This is a genomic window from Pedobacter flavus, from assembly GCF_036324285.1.
GTDB classification, from domain to species: Bacteria; Bacteroidota; Bacteroidia; order Sphingobacteriales; family Sphingobacteriaceae; genus Pedobacter; species Pedobacter flavus.
Genome location: NZ_JAZDQU010000002.1, coordinates 530,256 through 546,935, shown reverse-complemented (window position 1 = coordinate 546,935; position 16,680 = coordinate 530,256). Strand labels below are relative to the sequence as shown.

Genomic DNA, 16,680 nt, shown 5'->3' with positions numbered 1-16,680 from the left:
CGAATAATTGAAGAAATTATTAATTATATTTGTTTTATAGAGTTAAATTCAAAAATTATGGAAACAAATGAATTAGAACAATATGCCAAAACGGATGGCTATTATTTAAAGCTAATCGCTTCATTTGTAAAATCAGAAAGATTAAATCAAAATTTATCTCAAGCAGATGTCGCAACGGCTGCCGGTATAAATAGAAGCACTATAATTCAACTTGAACAAGGAAAATCGGTTAATTTATTATCCTTAATTCAAATTTTACGGGTATTAAAAAAACTTCATTTATTAAATGAATTAGAAACAAAACCCATTATTAGCCCCATTAAATTCGCTGCAATGGAGCATAAACAACGTTATAGAGCCAGCAAAACCAATAAAGATATTCCATCTAAAAAATCAACCTGGTAATGAATTCAGCCTTTATAAATATTTGGAATAAACGTGTCGGAGCTGTAATGTGGGACGAAGAAAAAAAATTGGCCTATTTTGAATACGACAAAAAATTCCTGAAACAAGGGGTAAGCCTCTCTCCTATTTTTTTACCCAATAATCAACCCAATAAGGTCTTTTATTTCCCTGAATTAGCCAAATCCTCTACTTATAAAGGGCTTCCAGGTATGCTTGCCGATTTATTGCCAGATAAATACGGAAATACATTAATAAATGCATGGTTAGCCCGAAATGGAAGACCCGCTAATAGTATGAATCCAGTAGAAATGTTGTGTTTTGTAGGAAACAGAGGAATGGGCGCACTTGAATTTGAACCAACAAGCACCAACAATGAAAACGAATCTACCGCAATTGAAATTGAAGGTTTAATAGAAATTGCCAGTGATATTCTTAATGAACGACAAGATTTTTCCACAAAAATAGCCGGTGATAAAGAAAAAGCACTTTTAGATATTATTAAAATAGGAACTTCTGCAGGAGGTGCTAGAGCAAAAGCACTAATTGCCTATAACCCAATCACCAATGAAGTTAGATCCGGACAAACTATTGCCCCAGCTGGATTTAGTCATTGGATTCTGAAATTTGATGGAGTTCACGATACCCAATTTGGAGAAAGTTATGGTTTTGGCAGAGTAGAAATGGCTTACGCATTAATGGCTAAAGATTGCGGAATAGAAATGACAGAATGTAAGCTATTGGAAGAAAATGGAAGAGCACATTTTATGACAAAGCGGTTCGACAGAATAAATAATGATGAAAAAATACATATGCAAAGTTGGTGTGCTTTATCTCATGTAGATTTTCAAGAAATTGGCGCACATAGCTATGAAAGCTTATTCCAAACCATGCGAACACTATTACTTCCCTATCCAGATGCCGAACAAATGTTTAGAAGAATGGTTTTTAATATTATAGGTAGGAATTGTGATGACCATACTAAAAATTTCGCGTTCTTAATGGACAAAAAAGGCGATTGGAGACTTTCTCCTGCATTTGATGTTTGTTATGCTTATAGACCTGATAGTTTTTGGGTAAGCAAACAATCTATCACAGCAAATGGAAAAAGAGACCATTTTACAGAAGAAGATTTATTGAAAATTGCCAACCAAATGAACATTAAAAAAGCAAAACAAATTATAGATGAAGTTCAAAACACCATAAATAATTGGCGAGTATTTGCAAAAGAAGTAAATGTAAACGAAAAATTAATCCAAGAAATAGATCAAAATCTATTGAAAATTGTGTGAAATTAAGATTTAATAGATAAAATTTTTAGGACATACTTCTATTTACATTCAAACAACCCTATATTTGCAATTATCAATTTCAGAATTTGAACCAAGGGTTTGTTTTATATAACCCAGCTAGAAAATAAATCATCATGAATAACCCAAAAATAGATATTCGCTTAATTGTTGTTTCGGTAATCATTTTATTGGTTGCTCTAAGCAGATTATTCCCAATTATGCCAAATTTCTCACCAATTGGAGCAATGGCATTATTTGGTGCCGCATTTTTCTCAAAAAGATGGCAAGCTTTAATTCTTCCATTAGTGGCTGTTTGGGCTTCAGATTTATTAATCAACAATATTTTATACAAACAATATTTCCCTGAGTTTACTTTATTTTACAGTGGGTTTTATTGGCAATATGGAAGTTTCCTAGTTATTACTTTATTAGGATTAACCTTATTCAAAAAATTAAACGCTACCCGAGTTGCTGGCGGTATATTAGGATCTAGCTTGATCTTTTTCCTTATTTCTAATTTTGGAGTTTGGTTAGGTAGCACAGTTTACCCTCAAAATTTCCAAGGTTTAATTGCTTGTTATGTAGCAGGTATACCATTCTTAAAAGGTACTTTACTAAGTGATGCATTCTATACTACGGTATTATTTGGTGCTTATTTTATTGCACAAAGTAGAATTCCTGCTTTAAAAACAGCTAAATAATATTTCCATATGATTCTAAAGAGTGCCTTAAAGCAGAAGATCGACTTTAAGACAAAACCTTTAGGTGCCTTGGGTACGCTAGAAAAGCTAGCTTATCAAATAGGCACTATTCAGCATACACTAAATCCTGTACTTAAACAACCCACAATTGTTGTTTTTGCAGCCGACCATGGTATAGCCAATGAAGGTGTTAGCGCTTATCCACCAGAAGTTACCCATCAAATGGTGCTTAATTTCTTAAATGGTGGGGCTGCTATTAATGTGTTTTCTAACCAAAACAACATCAATTTAATCATTGCAGATGCTGGTGTAAATTTTAATTTTAACACTACGCCCAATCTAATTAATTGTAAAGTTGGATTTGGAACAAAAAGTTTCCTAAACAATAAGGCTATGACCTCCAACGAATTGGAACAGTGCTTCAAGTATGCACATCAAATAGTTGAAAAAGTAAATAATGATGGCTGTAATATTATAGGTTTTGGAGAAATGGGGATTGGAAATACATCAACAGCAACCATGCTGATGAGTTATCTTTGCGATTTCCCAATAGAATCTTGTATTGGAAGAGGTACAGGCTTAAATGATAATCAACTTAACCATAAAATTCAAATTTTAAATCAGGCTAAGCGTTTTCATGGTCATTTATCTGACCCAATGGAGATTCTACAAACATTTGGAGGTTTCGAAGTGGCCCAAATGTGCGGAGCAATGCTAGCTGCTTTCGAAAAAAATATGCTGATTATGGTTGATGGTTTTATTGCTAGTACAGCCTTATTGGTAGCAAGTAAATTAAAAGCTGACATTATAAATAATGCTATTTTTTGTCACCAGAGCGATGAAGCAGGGCATCATTTATTACTTCAACATTTTAATGCAACACCATTAATTCAGTTAAATTTGCGCGTAGGCGAAGGTACAGGTTGTGCCATAGCATACCCTATAATCCAAAGTGCAGTGAATTTTTTAAATGAAATGGCAAGTTTCGAAAGTGCCGAAGTTTCAAATAAGGAAATATGAAAAAGGAAATAAGAATATTTTTCACCGCATTAATGTTCTATACCAGAATTCCATGTCCAACTTATGCAGATCACTCTGATGATTATTTAAATAAAGCGACGAGGTATTTTCCATTTATTGGCTGGATTGTTGGCGCACTCTCCTTTGGCGCATTTTACCTTGTAAATTTATTTCTTGGTCTAGAATTGGCCGTTATTGCCTCATTAATGGTAGGTGTTCTAACTACTGGGGCTTTTCATGAAGATGGATTAGCTGATGTATTCGACGGATTTGGTGGCGGATGGACCAAAGAAAGAATTCTAGAAATAATGAAGGATAGTAGAATTGGTGCTTATGGCGTTATTGCATTAATTTTACAGTTTGCTGTAAAATACACAGCACTAAATAAGATTTCTACTTTACTCCTACCCGAAAATCTAATTATCTTATTTTTAATATTCATTAGTTATCATGCATTAGCAAGATTAACGGCTATTAATATTTCCTTTATTTCTAACTATTCTAGGGCCGATGAATCTAGTAAATCTAAACCTATTGCAAAATCAAATACCTATAAGGAAGTTCTGGGAGCATATATTGGCGGATTATTGCCATTAATGGCGCTATGCTATTTCAATTGGCTGTTTTTAGTGGTTTTAATTCCGCTTTTAATCGTAGTAATTTACGCAAATTATTACTTTAATAAATGGATTGATGGTTATACAGGAGATTGCTTGGGGGCTGCAGAACAAATAGCAGAATGTGTTGCATTATTTAGTTTTATAGTAATATGGACGTTTTCTTAATTAGACATACTTCAGTAAATGTAGAAAAAGGTCTATGTTATGGGCATGCCGATATTGATGTGGCACCAACCTTTGATTTGGAAGTAGAGCAGATTAAAAATCAATTACCTAATAATATTGAACAAGTCTTTAGTAGTCCACTTTTAAGATGCACGAAGCTTGCCGATGCCTTAAATTTTAAATCCTACCAACTAGATCATAGATTAAAAGAGATGAACTTTGGAGGATGGGAAGGAAAATTGTGGGATGAAATTAATCCGGATGAATTAAATCCATGGATGGCAGATTTTATAAATGTACGTACGCCAAATGGCGAAAATTTAAAAGATCTGCATAATCGTGTAGGCGAATTTATAGCTGAATTACGAGGAAGTAATCATAAAAATATTGCTATTTTAACACATGCTGGAGTTATCAGGTCTTTCTATTCCCATGTTTTGGATATACCGTTAAATAATATTTTTAAAATATCTGTCAATTATGGAGATGTGCTAAAAATTAAACTAGGCGAATCTTCAGATTATGACCATATTTAAATATAAACCAATCCTTAATTTCACAACAATTTCCTATTTATAAAAGCACCAAATCGTAATTGATATTTGGATAATCCATTGATTATTAAGTAAATTAATAAAAAATCAATGGTTATGTCTAAAAAAAGAATTAAAAGAAAAGGGAAAAAATCTATTTATGCGATATTAAAAGATCCGATTAAAAAATTAAATTTAATTGCTGACCCAGAGGCTACCTATTTATCTGAAATTAATATTAAGCCAAAAGAAATAGACCCCAAACCTACCGATTGCCATTCCATATTATTTAAGATTCCAGTAGTTTTAAAACACAATAAAAGATTTAATTTCCTCCATTTCGAAATATTTTTAAACTGACTTTAATAACTAGCCCTTATAATAACAAAGTATAGATATTTTCAAACTTCCTGAAAATGATTAATTTAGACTATAAATTAAATGTTAATCATGGAAAAAAGATACCAAAGTTTAAAAGAATTCTATCCTTTCTATTTAACCGAACATGCTAACACAACTTCCAGAGTTTTACATTTTATAGGAACTGGATTAGTTTTTATTCTTTTGTTCGCAGGTATTTACCTAGAAAACGGGAAGATTTTTATTGCACTTCCTTTTGTGGGCTATGGATTTGCATGGGTTGGTCATTTTTTCTTCGAAAAAAATAAACCAGCTACATTTCAATATCCATTATATAGCCTTGCCAGCGATTTTATTTTATTTTTTCAATTATTAACTGGGAAAGAAAAATTTAAAAAAAATTAATTTTTTAAGTCATGCATTAAAATAACTACCATTAACAAAGTATGTAAATAATAAACTAGTAAAATTATTACCCATAAAAAAAACCAAAAATTTAATAAGATTTTTGGTTTTTTTATGATTCAAATCTATATTAAATAGCTCTTCTATTTTTCTCTTTCTGAATTAATAATAACTCTCTACCTGTTTGACCGGCAACCGATGTATTCTCCTGAGCTCTTCTAAACAAATATGGCATAACTGCTTCTATTGGACCGTAAGGTACATACTTGGTTACATTATATCCAGCATTCGCTAAGTTAAAACTCAAATTATCGCTCATACCCAATAATTGTGCAAAATAAATATGCGGATGATTTACTTCTATTCCTTTATCAGCTATTAACTGTATTAATTTTTTACAGCTTTCTTCGTTATGCGTGCCACAAACGATTCCAATTTCATTTATATGTTCTAAACAGTAATCTAAAGAAGCATTGTAATCTCTATCCGAAGCCTCTTTATTAGGTTGAATTGGCGATGGATATCCTTTTTCTGCTGCTCTAGCTCTTTCCTTTTCCATATAAGCGCCTCTCACCATTTTTACCCCAAGTATAAAACCAGATTCTTTGGCAATTAAATGATCAGCCTTCATATCTGCTAACTTATCATGGCGATACATTTGATAAGTATTATAAACAATTAATCGTTCCTTATTAAATCTGCGCATCATATCAATGGCCAATTCATCTATGGTATCCTGAATCCAGGTTTCCTCAGCATCAATCATTATCGGAACATTTTTGTCAAAGGCAGTCTGACAAATTTTTAAACATCTCGCTTTTACTCTTTCAAATTCTGCTTGCTCAGATTCTGTTAATGGTTGTTTTGCATCTAATTTTTCCAAAAGAGCAAATCTACCAATACCTGTAATTTTAAAAACCGTAATCGGGATATTTGGATCACCATCAGCTCTCAAAATAGTTCTAATAATTTCTTCCCTAGTAGCATCAAAAACATGTTCCTCTTCTTCGCCTTCTACAGAGTAGTCTAAAATTGTCCCTACTTTTCCCTTAGCCAACTGGTCTATTGTATGGTTACATTCTTCGATGGTTTCTCCACCACAAAATTGTTGGAAAATAGTGGCTTTTATTGCTCCTTTAATCGGTAAACCAATATTTAAAAAGAAGTTAGTTATCGGCGGACCAACCTTAGTTAAAAAGTTACTACCAATAATCTTAAATAACCAATATGCTTTATTTAATTCTACATTCGATTTTTGTTTGAATGCAATTTCTGTATTATCGAAATTTACCAGGTTGCTGGGGTTAGAATCCATTTAGATTTTTTGTTTTTTACTTTACAAAAATAACTAAAATTCTAAGGCAACATAAAAAGAGTATCAATATTTTGTAAATTTGATGATAAATGATACAATTTAAATTAGAAGGAGAATTTATTCCAATGATTGCGCTTTTAAAAGCAACTGGATTGGTACAAAGTGGTGGTGAAGCACAAACTTTGGTTGAAGACGGACTTGTTAAATACAACGGTCAGGTTGACTACCGAAAACGCTTAAAAGTCCGCAAAGGCGATATAATTGAATTTATGAGCCATAAAATTGAAATTATCTAATGGAAATTTCAAGTAACGGTAAACCAATATATTTTAATCTGGGTTTTAATCCTCTTCTTAATTTAATAGAAAAGAATAATTACTCGCAGGTTTTTGTTTTAGTGGATGAACACACTTCAGAATTATGCTTACCCATATTAAGAGATGGATTAGGAGATTTTCAAAATTATTCTATCATCGAAACCCAAGCTGGTGAACAACATAAAACCATCGATTTTTGTATTGGTATTTGGAATACGTTACTAGATTTTAATGCTGATAGGAAGTCGCTTTTAATAAATCTGGGCGGTGGAGTGGTAACCGATATGGGTGGATTTATTGCCGCAACTTTTAAGAGAGGAATAGATTTTGTAAATATTCCTACTACCTTACTTTCACAAGTTGACGCGTCTGTGGGCGGAAAAACAGGTATAGATCTAGATGAAAACAAAAACATGATTGGAACATTTTCCATTCCTGAAGCGGTTTTCATTGAATCCGAATTTTTAGAGACCTTACCCAAAAGAGAAATTTTAAGTGGGTTTGCAGAAATAATAAAACACGGATTAATCGCCGATGATGTATTATTTGACCAAATTTTAAACTCAAATTTAGAAAGCATTCATCCTGATTTAATTATTAAGTCTGTTACCATTAAAAATAAAATTGTAGAGCATGATCCTAAAGAAAAAGGTTTAAGAAAGATTTTAAACTTTGGACACACAATTGGGCATGCTATAGAAACTTATTCTCTACAAAATGATCCACAACCATTAAATCATGGTGAAGCAATTGTAGTGGGTATGCTTTGTGAAGCATATATTTCTACTGTAGTGAATAAATTAACTCCAGAAGAATTAAACATAATAGTAGATTTTCTTCTTAAAATTTATCCAAAATATAGTTTAGAAGAAAATGCTTTTGATCAAATATTATTAACACTAGCATACGATAAAAAGAACGAAAACCATCAACTTATGTTTTCATTACTGAATAGAATTGGCGACTGCGATTTTAACATTAATGTATCTAATGAATTGATTATTGAAAGTTTAAATTTCTATCAAGATTTAAAATAATAGTTTGCTTTATTGATTTTCATTCAATTGAATATAGATTCATCCTAAGTCGTAATCTGTTTAATGACTTTTAAATTAGAATCAATTAAAAATTTAAATGAATTTTTTGCTTCTTAATATTTTAAGTGTACATTTGACACCATACAATGATTAGAACAAACGCATATTGGTACGGTTTCTTTTACTTTTTTAGTAAGAGCCGGGATTAATTTGCATTAAAATATTGATTAAATATATGTGAAAATCCCGGCCCAATAGGTCGGGATTTTTCTTTTTTAGAGAAAATGGAAAATATAACCAAAGTAGCCATTCAAGGAATTAAAGCTTCGTTTCACGAAGAAGCTGCAGTGAAATTTTTCGGACAAAACATTCAAACTATTGAGTGTAGTTCATTTAAGCAAACCTGTGAAATCTTGGCTAAAGATGAAGCAGATTATGTTGTTATGGCCATAGAGAATTCTATTGCTGGCAGTTTGTTGCCCAATTATAATTTACTAAGAGAATACAATTTTTCTATTGAAGGTGAAGTATATTTACCTATTCAACTACATCTTATGGCTTTGCCGGGTGTAAAGTTCGACAATATAAAATATGTGACCTCACACCCTATTGCCATTAGACAATGTGTTGATTTTTTTGATGAATATCCACATTTACAAATCATTGAAAGTACAGATACAGCTGCATGTGCCAAACGTATAAAAACAGAACAATTACAAGATACAGTTGCCATAGCAAACAGCTTAGCAGCAGAGTTGTATGAATTAAATATTATTGAAAGAAGAATTGAATCGAATAAGAAAAATTATACCCGATTTTTAATTCTCAAAAAAGAAAAAACCGAAGAAATTGAAACCATAAATAAAGCCTCTATTAGCTTTGAAGTAGGAAATTATGTGGGTGCTCTTTCTAAAGTATTGAATATTTTTGCCGAACACGATGTAAACTTAACCAAAATTCAATCGATGCCCGTCCTAGGTAAAAGAAATGAATATTATTTTTATGTAGATATTGAGTGGAAGAATAGAGAAAATTACGAATCATCTCTACGTAAAGTGTTAAAATACACGGTAAATTTTAACATAATGGGTGAATATAAAAAAAATGACCAAGTTTAAATATTGAATATATCTACAATGAAATTATCATTAAATATACAACCACTTCATACCTGGATAGATGTTAAAAATGAACCTCTATTAATTTCGGGTCCGTGCAGTGCAGAAACTGAAGAACAATTATTAAATACTGCACGTCTTTTAGCAAATACAGGCAAAGTTTCTATTTTACGAGCAGGAATTTGGAAACCAAGAACGCGCCCAGGTGAGTTCGAGGGTATTGGCAGTATTGGATTAGAATGGTTAAAAAAAGCTAAAGAAGAAACTGGATTACCAATTGCTACAGAAGTTGCAACAGCCTCCCATGTAGAAGAATGCCTTAAAGCAGGTGTAGATGTATTATGGGTTGGTGCTAGATCTACTGTTAATCCATTTACTGTTCAGGAAATTGCTGATGCCTTAAAAGGGGTGGATATTCCAGTTATGGTAAAAAATCCTGTCAACCCCGATTTATCGTTATGGATTGGCGCATTAGAGCGTATTAATAACGCCGGAATTACCAAAATTGCAGCCATACATAGAGGCTTTACGTCATTTGAAAAAACTTCATACAGAAATGTTCCTATGTGGGAATTAGCTATTCAGTTAAAAACCATTTGCCCGGAATTACCAATTATTAACGACCCTAGTCATATTTGCGGAAATAGAGAACTTATTCCTTATGTTGCTCAAAAAGCCCTCGATTTAGATATGCAAGGTTTAATGATAGAATCCCATATTAATCCATTAGTAGCATGGACCGATGCCAAACAACAGTTAACACCTGAAGCTTTAAGTAAAATAATTTCAGAATTAAACCTACGTGTAGCAGCATCTAAAAATGAAGATTTTATGGATGCTTTAGCCGATTTAAGGAATAGGATCGATAAAATTGATGATCAATTAATTCAGAAATTAGGTGAAAGAATGGCATTAGTAGAAAAAATAGGAAACTTTAAAAAAGAAAATAATGTAACTATTTTACAAGTAAAAAGATGGGAAGAAATTATTCAGAAAAGTTTAGCTTTTGGTGGTGCATTTAACTTAGATGCTAATTTCACTAAAAAATTCTTAGAATTGGTGCATGGAGAATCGATAAGAAAACAGACTGAAATAATGAACGAAGCAAAAATCCCAAATAAATCTTAAGTTTTTTGAATGAAAAAAAGTGCTTTCATAACTAATAAAAAGATTGATAATAGAGCAACTATCGCTATCTCGGGATCAAAAAGCGAAAGTAATAGGGCTTTAATATTAAGATCAATTAGTAATGGTTTGGTTGATATTAAAAACCTAAGCGATGCTAATGATACGCAGGTGCTTCAAAGTTGTTTATCTAAAATAGAACTTCACAAAAAGAAGGAAGTACTAAAGTTAAATGTTGGCCCAGCAGGTACAGCAATGCGCTTTCTTACTGCATTTTTAGCTTTTCAAGAGGGCGAATTCGAAATTTCTGGTTCAGAAAGGATGCATGAACGACCTATTAAAATATTAGTTGAGGCACTTAATAGTTTAGGGGCCGATATAAAGTATTTAGGTACAAACGGATATCCTCCATTACGAATCAATGGAACTAAAATTCAAAAAACTGCTGAAATTAACATCAATGGTAATGTTAGCAGTCAATACATTTCTGCACTTTTATTAATTGCCCCTGCCCTACCTTTGGGTTTAAAACTTAATATTGAAGGGAAGTTAACATCGAAGCCTTATGTAAATATGACTTTGAATATGTTAAATTCTTGCGGGATTGAGTATACTTGGATAGAGAATCAGATAATTATTGTCCCACAAATTTTTAAGCATAGCCAGTTATTTATTGAACCAGACTGGAGTTCTGCATCTTATTGGTATTCAATAGTTGCTAATTCAGATAACCTAGATTTATTTTTATCGGGATTTAAAAAAGATAGCCTTCAAGGTGATCAAAAAATTGTTGAAATAATGAAAAATCTGGGTGTCGAAACTAAATATACATCTTCAGGAATTAATCTTTCACGCTGTAAATCACCAGAAAGAGAATTAATTTATGACTTTATTGAATGTCCAGATTTAGCTCAAACTGTTGCCGTTTGTTGTGCTTTATTGGGGAAAAACCTAAAAATGAAAGGCTTAGAAACTTTAAAAATTAAAGAAACTGATAGAATAAAGGCATTAAAAATGGAACTTTCCAAAATTAATGTTACGCTAAATGAAAATGGAGGTCTATATGAACTTAATACTCAGAATATCCAATATCCTGATAAAGTGAGCATAAAAACATACGACGACCATAGAATGGCAATGGCTTTTGCACCTCTTGCACTGAAAATTAATCGCTTAGAAATTGAAGATATGGATGTTATCGGTAAATCATATCCCAATTTTTGGAATGATTTATCTAAAATTGGTATTCAATTAACACAATAAAGTCTAACTTTAAACCATCCTCTAAAGGAAATCAATAAAATCTATTCAATGAGCAATACGTTTGGCAAATATTTTAGCGTAACAACATTCGGAGAATCACATGGGCCTTATATTGGGGTGGTGATTGATGGATGCCCTGCTGGTTTAAAAATTGACGAAGCTTTTATTCAAGATGAATTATTATTAAGAAAACCTGGTCAGTCTAAAATCACTACACAAAGAAAAGAATCAGATCATTTTGAAATTATTTCAGGTGTATTTAATCAAACTTCAACCGGAACGCCTATCACCATTTTAATAAAAAATGAAGATCATCGTTCTAATGATTATGACTTTAATAAAGATTCTTTTAGACCAGGACATGCTGATTTTACTTACCAATCTAAGTATGGAATAAGAGATTACAGAGGTGGTGGAAGATCATCAGCTAGGGAAACCGCAACAAGAGTTGCTGCAGGTGCTATTGCAAAACTCATATTAAAACAAAAAGGAATTGAAATATTCGCACATGTTTATGCAGTTGGAAAAATATTCAATCAACAACTCCCAAACCTTTCTATTGAAGAATTAAAAACTTTAAGAGAACAAAACGTGATTCGCTGTGTTGATCAAGAAATTGCCAATCAAATGATTCAGAATATTGATGAGGTTAGGAAAAATGGCGACTCAATTGGTGGAAGAATAAATTGTATCATTAGAGGTTGTCCTCCAGGAATTGGCGAACCTGTATTCGATAAACTTCAAGCAGAATTGGCCAAAGCCATGTTAAGCATAAATGCTGTTCATGGATTTGAGTACGGCTCTGGATTTGAAGGCACCACAAAATTAGGCTCAGAAAATAATGACCCAATTTTAGAAGGAACAAATTTAAAAGAAGGAATTATCTCAGATACCAATCACACTGGAGGTATTTTAGGAGGTATTTCTACTGGACAGCCTATCTATTTTAATGTAGGTTTTAAACCTGTTTCTACAATTTTAAAAGAACAAGAAACTGTTGACCTAAATGAAAATCCAACAACCATTAAAGGTAAAGGCCGACATGACCCATGTGTAGTACCAAGAGCAGTTGTTATTGTTGAAGCCATGACGGCATTAGTATTGGTCAACCTTATATTTAAAAATTCAAACAGTAAAATCTAGAATGAAAAAGATATTATTAGTATTCGCTTTATTGATCGCTTTGTGTAGTGATACCCTCTTTGCTCAAGATTACAAAGAATATATGAAATTGTATAGAGAAGGTTATAAATCATCATTCACTACTAATCCAACTGCACCATTAAAGGCAGAGGATATGATAAATATTCATTTTTATGAACCTGATGAAAAATATGTTATGCAGGCTAATATTGAATTGATCATCAACTCTACCCCATTCAAAATGCCAACATATGATGGAAGTAGTAAGGAATTTATAAGATATGCAACTGCGACCGGAAAAGTAAATGGCAAAAACATTAAATTAACCTTGTACAAAAACTTAGAACTTTCTAACAACCCTACTTATAAAGATTATTTGTTTCTTCCTTTCACAGATTTAACCAACGATAAAGAAACTTATGGAGGTGGACGATATATGGATTTTAGAATCCAAGAAATAGAAAACGGTAAATTAATTATCGATTTTAACAAAGCATATAACCCCTATTGTGCTTATAGCACAGGATATAGATGTCCGGTTCCACCAGAAGAAAACAACCTGAACATTAAAATATCTGCTGGAGAAAGAAAATATACAGGAGCTATTAAAAATAGGATTCTATAAATCAATTAAACTTCATAAAAATGTTACGTAAATCAGCTTATTTCATATTAATTGGATCACTTTTTACAATTTCTTGTAATACGAATATCCAACAAACTAATTCGAACTCGGATCCAGTTTTAATTAAGGTTAATTTACTTGCAGATTCGACCCAATCAACCTTTAATGAATACGATTTAGCAACTACAAATCCAGATGCTGACAGTATAGAATCAAGGAAAATTATTGATTTAAAAATGGAACTTCTAAATGCAATTGAAAGAAAAGATAGTTTGTTTTTAAATGATATTTTAAATGATACTTTTTCTTTTGTGTCTAACCGTACATTTTTTGGTAAAGTAGATTTTATTAATCAACGAATAAATGAGGGAATAGACTTAAAAAAGATTAAAATAATTGATCCAACTCTTCATATTTTAAATGGAACAGCCATTCTAAGTTTTGCTGAACAAAATTTAAATACAGATAATTTAGAGATTACTTACTGGACGGAAGTTTACAAACAAAAAGATCAGAAGTGGCACTTATATGCTGTGCAAAAGCGGTAAATTTAATTTATTACACGATTTGCCACAGCGATATTTATAGCATTGACTTTATTGTCGACATTTAACTTTCTATAAATATTTTCAATATGTTTTCGAACTGTGCCATAACTTATAAAAAGATTTTTTGCGATATCGTTATAGCTCAAACCATTTTTTAATTGTTCTAGCACCTCTATTTCTCGTTTTGTAAGTTCAAAATTTTCTAAATTTTGATCGGTTTCTAGTGGATTTCTTAATAAATTCAAAACTTTCAATGCGATAGTAGGCGACATACTTGCACCTCCATTAATTCCATCAAATAAAGCTTTATAAATAGTTTCTCCACTTTCTTCCTTTAATAAATAGCCACTGGCACCAGCTTTAATCATCTCAAAAATCTTATCATCATCATCAAAAGTGGTTAATGCAATAATCTTAATTTTCGGATTTTTAACTTTTAATATTTTGGTGGTTTGAATTCCATTTAAATTAGGCATATCAATATCCATCAATACAAAATCGATATTTAATTCATCAATTTTATTTAACAATTCCTGTCCATCAGCAAAACTTGCTTTAATTTTCAAATCTGGAAAAACCTTTAATTTTTCTATAATAGATTTTAAGGCCATTGAATTGTCTTCGGCAATACAAATATTCATATTTAACAAAAATATAAGGTTATAACAATTTAGAAATACGAAGAACTACCTAAATAAATATTAACCTAAATTAAATGAAAATGAAATTCTAGTACCAATATTATTAATAGACTCAACAGATAATTGTCCACCTAACAATTCTACTCTATTTTTAATATTTCCTAGTCCAAAACCATTACGCTCTTCATTTACATCAAAACCAACACCATCATCTTTAATTTCAACATTCAATGTTCGTTCTGGATGTACTTCCAAAACAATATTAATATTTTCTGCATTACTATATTTTAACGCATTATTCACTGCCTCCTGAATAATTCTAAATACTTCTGTTGCCTGTTGAGCAGATAACTTTAGATTAACTTCGCCTGATACATTTACCTTAAGATGAGCTATATTTTTAAACAATTCACGTAGCTTTACAGAAAATTCTTCTACAGTAACTTCTGATTTATTTATCAACCAAACTGTTTTCCTTAGTTCCTTTATTGTTTCTAAGGTTAAATCCTTTATTAAAGCTAATTTTTCTTGCTGATCATTTTCATTTACTTCTAAACCCGACATTGAGGTATTTATAAAAGTTAAATATGAACCAATATTATCATGCAAATCCCTAGAAATTCGAACACGCTCTGATGTTACCTTTTGCTCGGCTTCTATTTTAAGTAATTGTGCTTCTAACTCTAACCTTTTTTCTTTTTGTTTTCTTTTGTAATTGAAGAAATACGCAACCAAAATAGCTGCAAAAGTTAATACTATAGCCATCAACAACAAATACTTTCGTTGCTCCAATTGTAACTCTTGAATGGTATTTTGTTGACTTAACTCCTTAATTTGTTGTTCCTTTTTAGAAGTTTCATATTGAGTAGTAAGCTCATTTAAATTCTCTATATTTTCTATCTGGCGAACCGAATCTCTTAACAAATTATATTTATGACTATAAACATAGGCAGAATCAAACCTATTAAATGAAGCATACATATTGGATAATTCTTCATAAGCTTCATAAATCTGCTTATTATTTTCAATTGATTTAGCCGTTGAAAGTGCCATTTTTAACCATTTCTCTGCAGCAATAAAATTCCGGGCTTTAGAATAAGTCTGGCCTAGATAATTATATGTATAAGGCAATTCAATTAGTTCATTTATATTTTCGCGTATTTCTATAGACTTCTTTAAATAGAAAATAGCGTTCTTTAAATTATTCTTGTATAAATAAGTACTCCCCAAATCGTTATAAACAAAAGCAATTGTTCGTTCATCTCCCCCTTTAATTGCAAGTTTTAATGCAAGTAAATGATACTTGAGCGCTTCATCATAATCCTTCTTCCTGGAGTAAACAATTCCTATATTTGTATAGCATTTCTGTTCTGAAATTTCATCATTAATTTTTTTGCTTATTTCCAAAGCCTTCAAATGATATTCAAGCGCTTTTTCATAATTCTTTAAACTAACATATAAAATTGCTGTAGCAGTATTTAAAAGTCTAATTCCCGGATTATTTTTAGTGTTTTCGGCAATTTGTAAACCCTTTAAATACTCGCTCATAGCCTCAGCTTGTCTATTTTTTCTTCTATAAAACGTACCTAAAGAAAAATGAGCCAATGGCAAATCTTTATAAATTTTATTAGCTTCTAGAATAGAAATAGCATTTTTCGCATAAGTTTCAGACAAATTAAGCTTTCCTAGACTTTCCTGAACCAACGACAGCATAGTTAAAAGAACAGCCTCACCACGTGCGTATTTTATTAATTTTGCCTTTGCTAAAGAGATTTGGGCTAGACTATCAACCGCAGCAAAATCCTTATTATAATTTTTAAAGAAAAAACTATAGATTGAATCAATTTTTCCTTGTTCAGAAATAGGTAGATTATCTATTTTATTATACCCATCTTCTATAAATTGTCCGTTTGCACGTAATGCAAAAAACATAATAATGGAGCAAAGAAAAAATGACAAGCGTTTAAATTTCATAATTTGAAATTTACTATAAATATAAATTAAAAAATACTTTTTAAAACTAGCATTTAGACTGATATTCTTGGTTAAC

General features: G+C 31.4%; 19 protein-coding genes. 16 read left to right on the top strand and 3 right to left on the bottom strand.

The features are described 5' to 3' along the window. The first annotated feature begins 57 nt into the window (after positions 1-57). The 8 genes from VRU49_RS08460 to VRU49_RS08425 all read left to right on the top strand — a co-directional run bounded on the left by VRU49_RS08460 (position 58) and on the right by VRU49_RS08425 (position 5,498). Positions 58-405 carry a helix-turn-helix domain-containing protein gene (locus tag VRU49_RS08460; protein WP_330146343.1) on the top strand — a complete coding sequence of 116 codons (348 nt, stop codon included), beginning with the start codon at positions 58-60 and terminating at the stop codon, positions 403-405. Continuing rightward, positions 405-1,694 (top strand): type II toxin-antitoxin system HipA family toxin, encoded by a 1,290-nt coding sequence (locus VRU49_RS08455; RefSeq protein WP_330146342.1) that lies wholly within the window; start codon positions 405-407, stop codon positions 1,692-1,694. The genes VRU49_RS08460 and VRU49_RS08455 overlap by 1 nt, the downstream gene beginning before the upstream one ends. A 134-nt stretch (positions 1,695-1,828) precedes the next feature. Continuing rightward, positions 1,829-2,395: a DUF6580 family putative transport protein gene (locus tag VRU49_RS08450; RefSeq protein WP_330146341.1), complete on the top strand. Its 567-nt coding sequence runs from the start codon at positions 1,829-1,831 to the stop codon at positions 2,393-2,395. Positions 2,396-2,404: 9 nt separating this feature from the next. Next, a complete protein-coding gene (gene cobT, locus VRU49_RS08445; RefSeq protein WP_330146340.1) occupies positions 2,405-3,415 on the top strand; it encodes a nicotinate-nucleotide--dimethylbenzimidazole phosphoribosyltransferase in 1,011 nt (336 codons plus the stop codon). Beyond that, complete coding sequence (locus VRU49_RS08440) at positions 3,412-4,200, top strand: adenosylcobinamide-GDP ribazoletransferase (protein ID WP_330146339.1); 789 nt, start codon at positions 3,412-3,414, stop codon at positions 4,198-4,200. Before cobT ends, VRU49_RS08440 begins: the two co-directional genes overlap by 4 nt. Beyond that, positions 4,185-4,736, top strand: coding sequence for an alpha-ribazole phosphatase (gene cobC / locus VRU49_RS08435; protein WP_330146338.1), 552 nt, complete (start codon positions 4,185-4,187; stop codon positions 4,734-4,736). Before VRU49_RS08440 ends, cobC begins: the two co-directional genes overlap by 16 nt. A 114-nt stretch (positions 4,737-4,850) precedes the next feature. Beyond that, positions 4,851-5,093, top strand: a complete 243-nt coding sequence (locus VRU49_RS08430; protein WP_330146337.1) for a hypothetical protein — start codon at positions 4,851-4,853, stop codon at positions 5,091-5,093. Between the two features lie 90 nt (positions 5,094-5,183). Continuing rightward, entirely contained in the window at positions 5,184-5,498 is a 315-nt protein-coding gene (locus VRU49_RS08425; protein WP_330146336.1) for an Mpo1-like protein, read from the top strand. 130 nt (positions 5,499-5,628) lie between these two features. Here the strand turns inward: VRU49_RS08425 and VRU49_RS08420 are convergent, their stop codons facing one another. After that, positions 5,629-6,813, bottom strand: a complete 1,185-nt coding sequence (locus VRU49_RS08420; protein ID WP_330146335.1) for a proline dehydrogenase family protein — start codon at positions 6,811-6,813, stop codon at positions 5,629-5,631. 89 nt (positions 6,814-6,902) lie between these two features. Between VRU49_RS08420 and VRU49_RS08415 the strand changes: the two genes are divergently transcribed. From VRU49_RS08415 to VRU49_RS08380, 8 genes are all read left to right on the top strand, one after another. Continuing rightward, positions 6,903-7,109 carry an RNA-binding S4 domain-containing protein gene (locus VRU49_RS08415; RefSeq protein ID WP_330146334.1) on the top strand — a complete coding sequence of 69 codons (207 nt, stop codon included), beginning with the start codon at positions 6,903-6,905 and terminating at the stop codon, positions 7,107-7,109. Then, a complete protein-coding gene (gene aroB / locus VRU49_RS08410; RefSeq protein WP_330146333.1) occupies positions 7,109-8,167 on the top strand; it encodes a 3-dehydroquinate synthase in 1,059 nt (352 codons plus the stop codon). The genes VRU49_RS08415 and aroB overlap by 1 nt, the downstream gene beginning before the upstream one ends. Before the next feature lie 284 nt (positions 8,168-8,451). After that, entirely contained in the window at positions 8,452-9,285 is an 834-nt protein-coding gene (locus VRU49_RS08405) for a prephenate dehydratase (RefSeq protein WP_330146332.1), read from the top strand. Positions 9,286-9,303: 18 nt separating this feature from the next. Then, positions 9,304-10,413 carry a chorismate mutase gene (locus VRU49_RS08400; RefSeq protein ID WP_330146331.1) on the top strand — a complete coding sequence of 370 codons (1,110 nt, stop codon included), beginning with the start codon at positions 9,304-9,306 and terminating at the stop codon, positions 10,411-10,413. 9 nt (positions 10,414-10,422) lie between these two features. Then, a complete protein-coding gene (aroA, locus tag VRU49_RS08395) occupies positions 10,423-11,673 on the top strand; it encodes a 3-phosphoshikimate 1-carboxyvinyltransferase (protein WP_330146330.1) in 1,251 nt (416 codons plus the stop codon). A gap of 48 nt (positions 11,674-11,721) precedes the next feature. Continuing rightward, positions 11,722-12,816 carry a chorismate synthase gene (aroC, locus tag VRU49_RS08390; protein ID WP_330146329.1) on the top strand — a complete coding sequence of 365 codons (1,095 nt, stop codon included), beginning with the start codon at positions 11,722-11,724 and terminating at the stop codon, positions 12,814-12,816. Position 12,817: 1 nt separating this feature from the next. Next, positions 12,818-13,441: a DUF1684 domain-containing protein gene (locus tag VRU49_RS08385; protein WP_330146328.1), complete on the top strand. Its 624-nt coding sequence runs from the start codon at positions 12,818-12,820 to the stop codon at positions 13,439-13,441. Between the two features lie 20 nt (positions 13,442-13,461). Continuing rightward, on the top strand, positions 13,462-13,989 hold the full coding sequence (locus tag VRU49_RS08380; protein ID WP_330146327.1) for a nuclear transport factor 2 family protein: 528 nt from the start codon (positions 13,462-13,464) through the stop codon (positions 13,987-13,989). A gap of 2 nt (positions 13,990-13,991) precedes the next feature. Here VRU49_RS08380 and VRU49_RS08375 read toward each other — a convergent pair whose 3' ends face one another. Then, positions 13,992-14,630, bottom strand: coding sequence for a response regulator transcription factor (locus VRU49_RS08375; protein ID WP_330146326.1), 639 nt, complete (start codon positions 14,628-14,630; stop codon positions 13,992-13,994). A gap of 60 nt (positions 14,631-14,690) precedes the next feature. Then, a complete protein-coding gene (locus tag VRU49_RS08370) occupies positions 14,691-16,604 on the bottom strand; it encodes an ATP-binding protein (RefSeq protein ID WP_330146325.1) in 1,914 nt (637 codons plus the stop codon). Between the last annotated feature and the right edge of the window lie 76 nt (positions 16,605-16,680).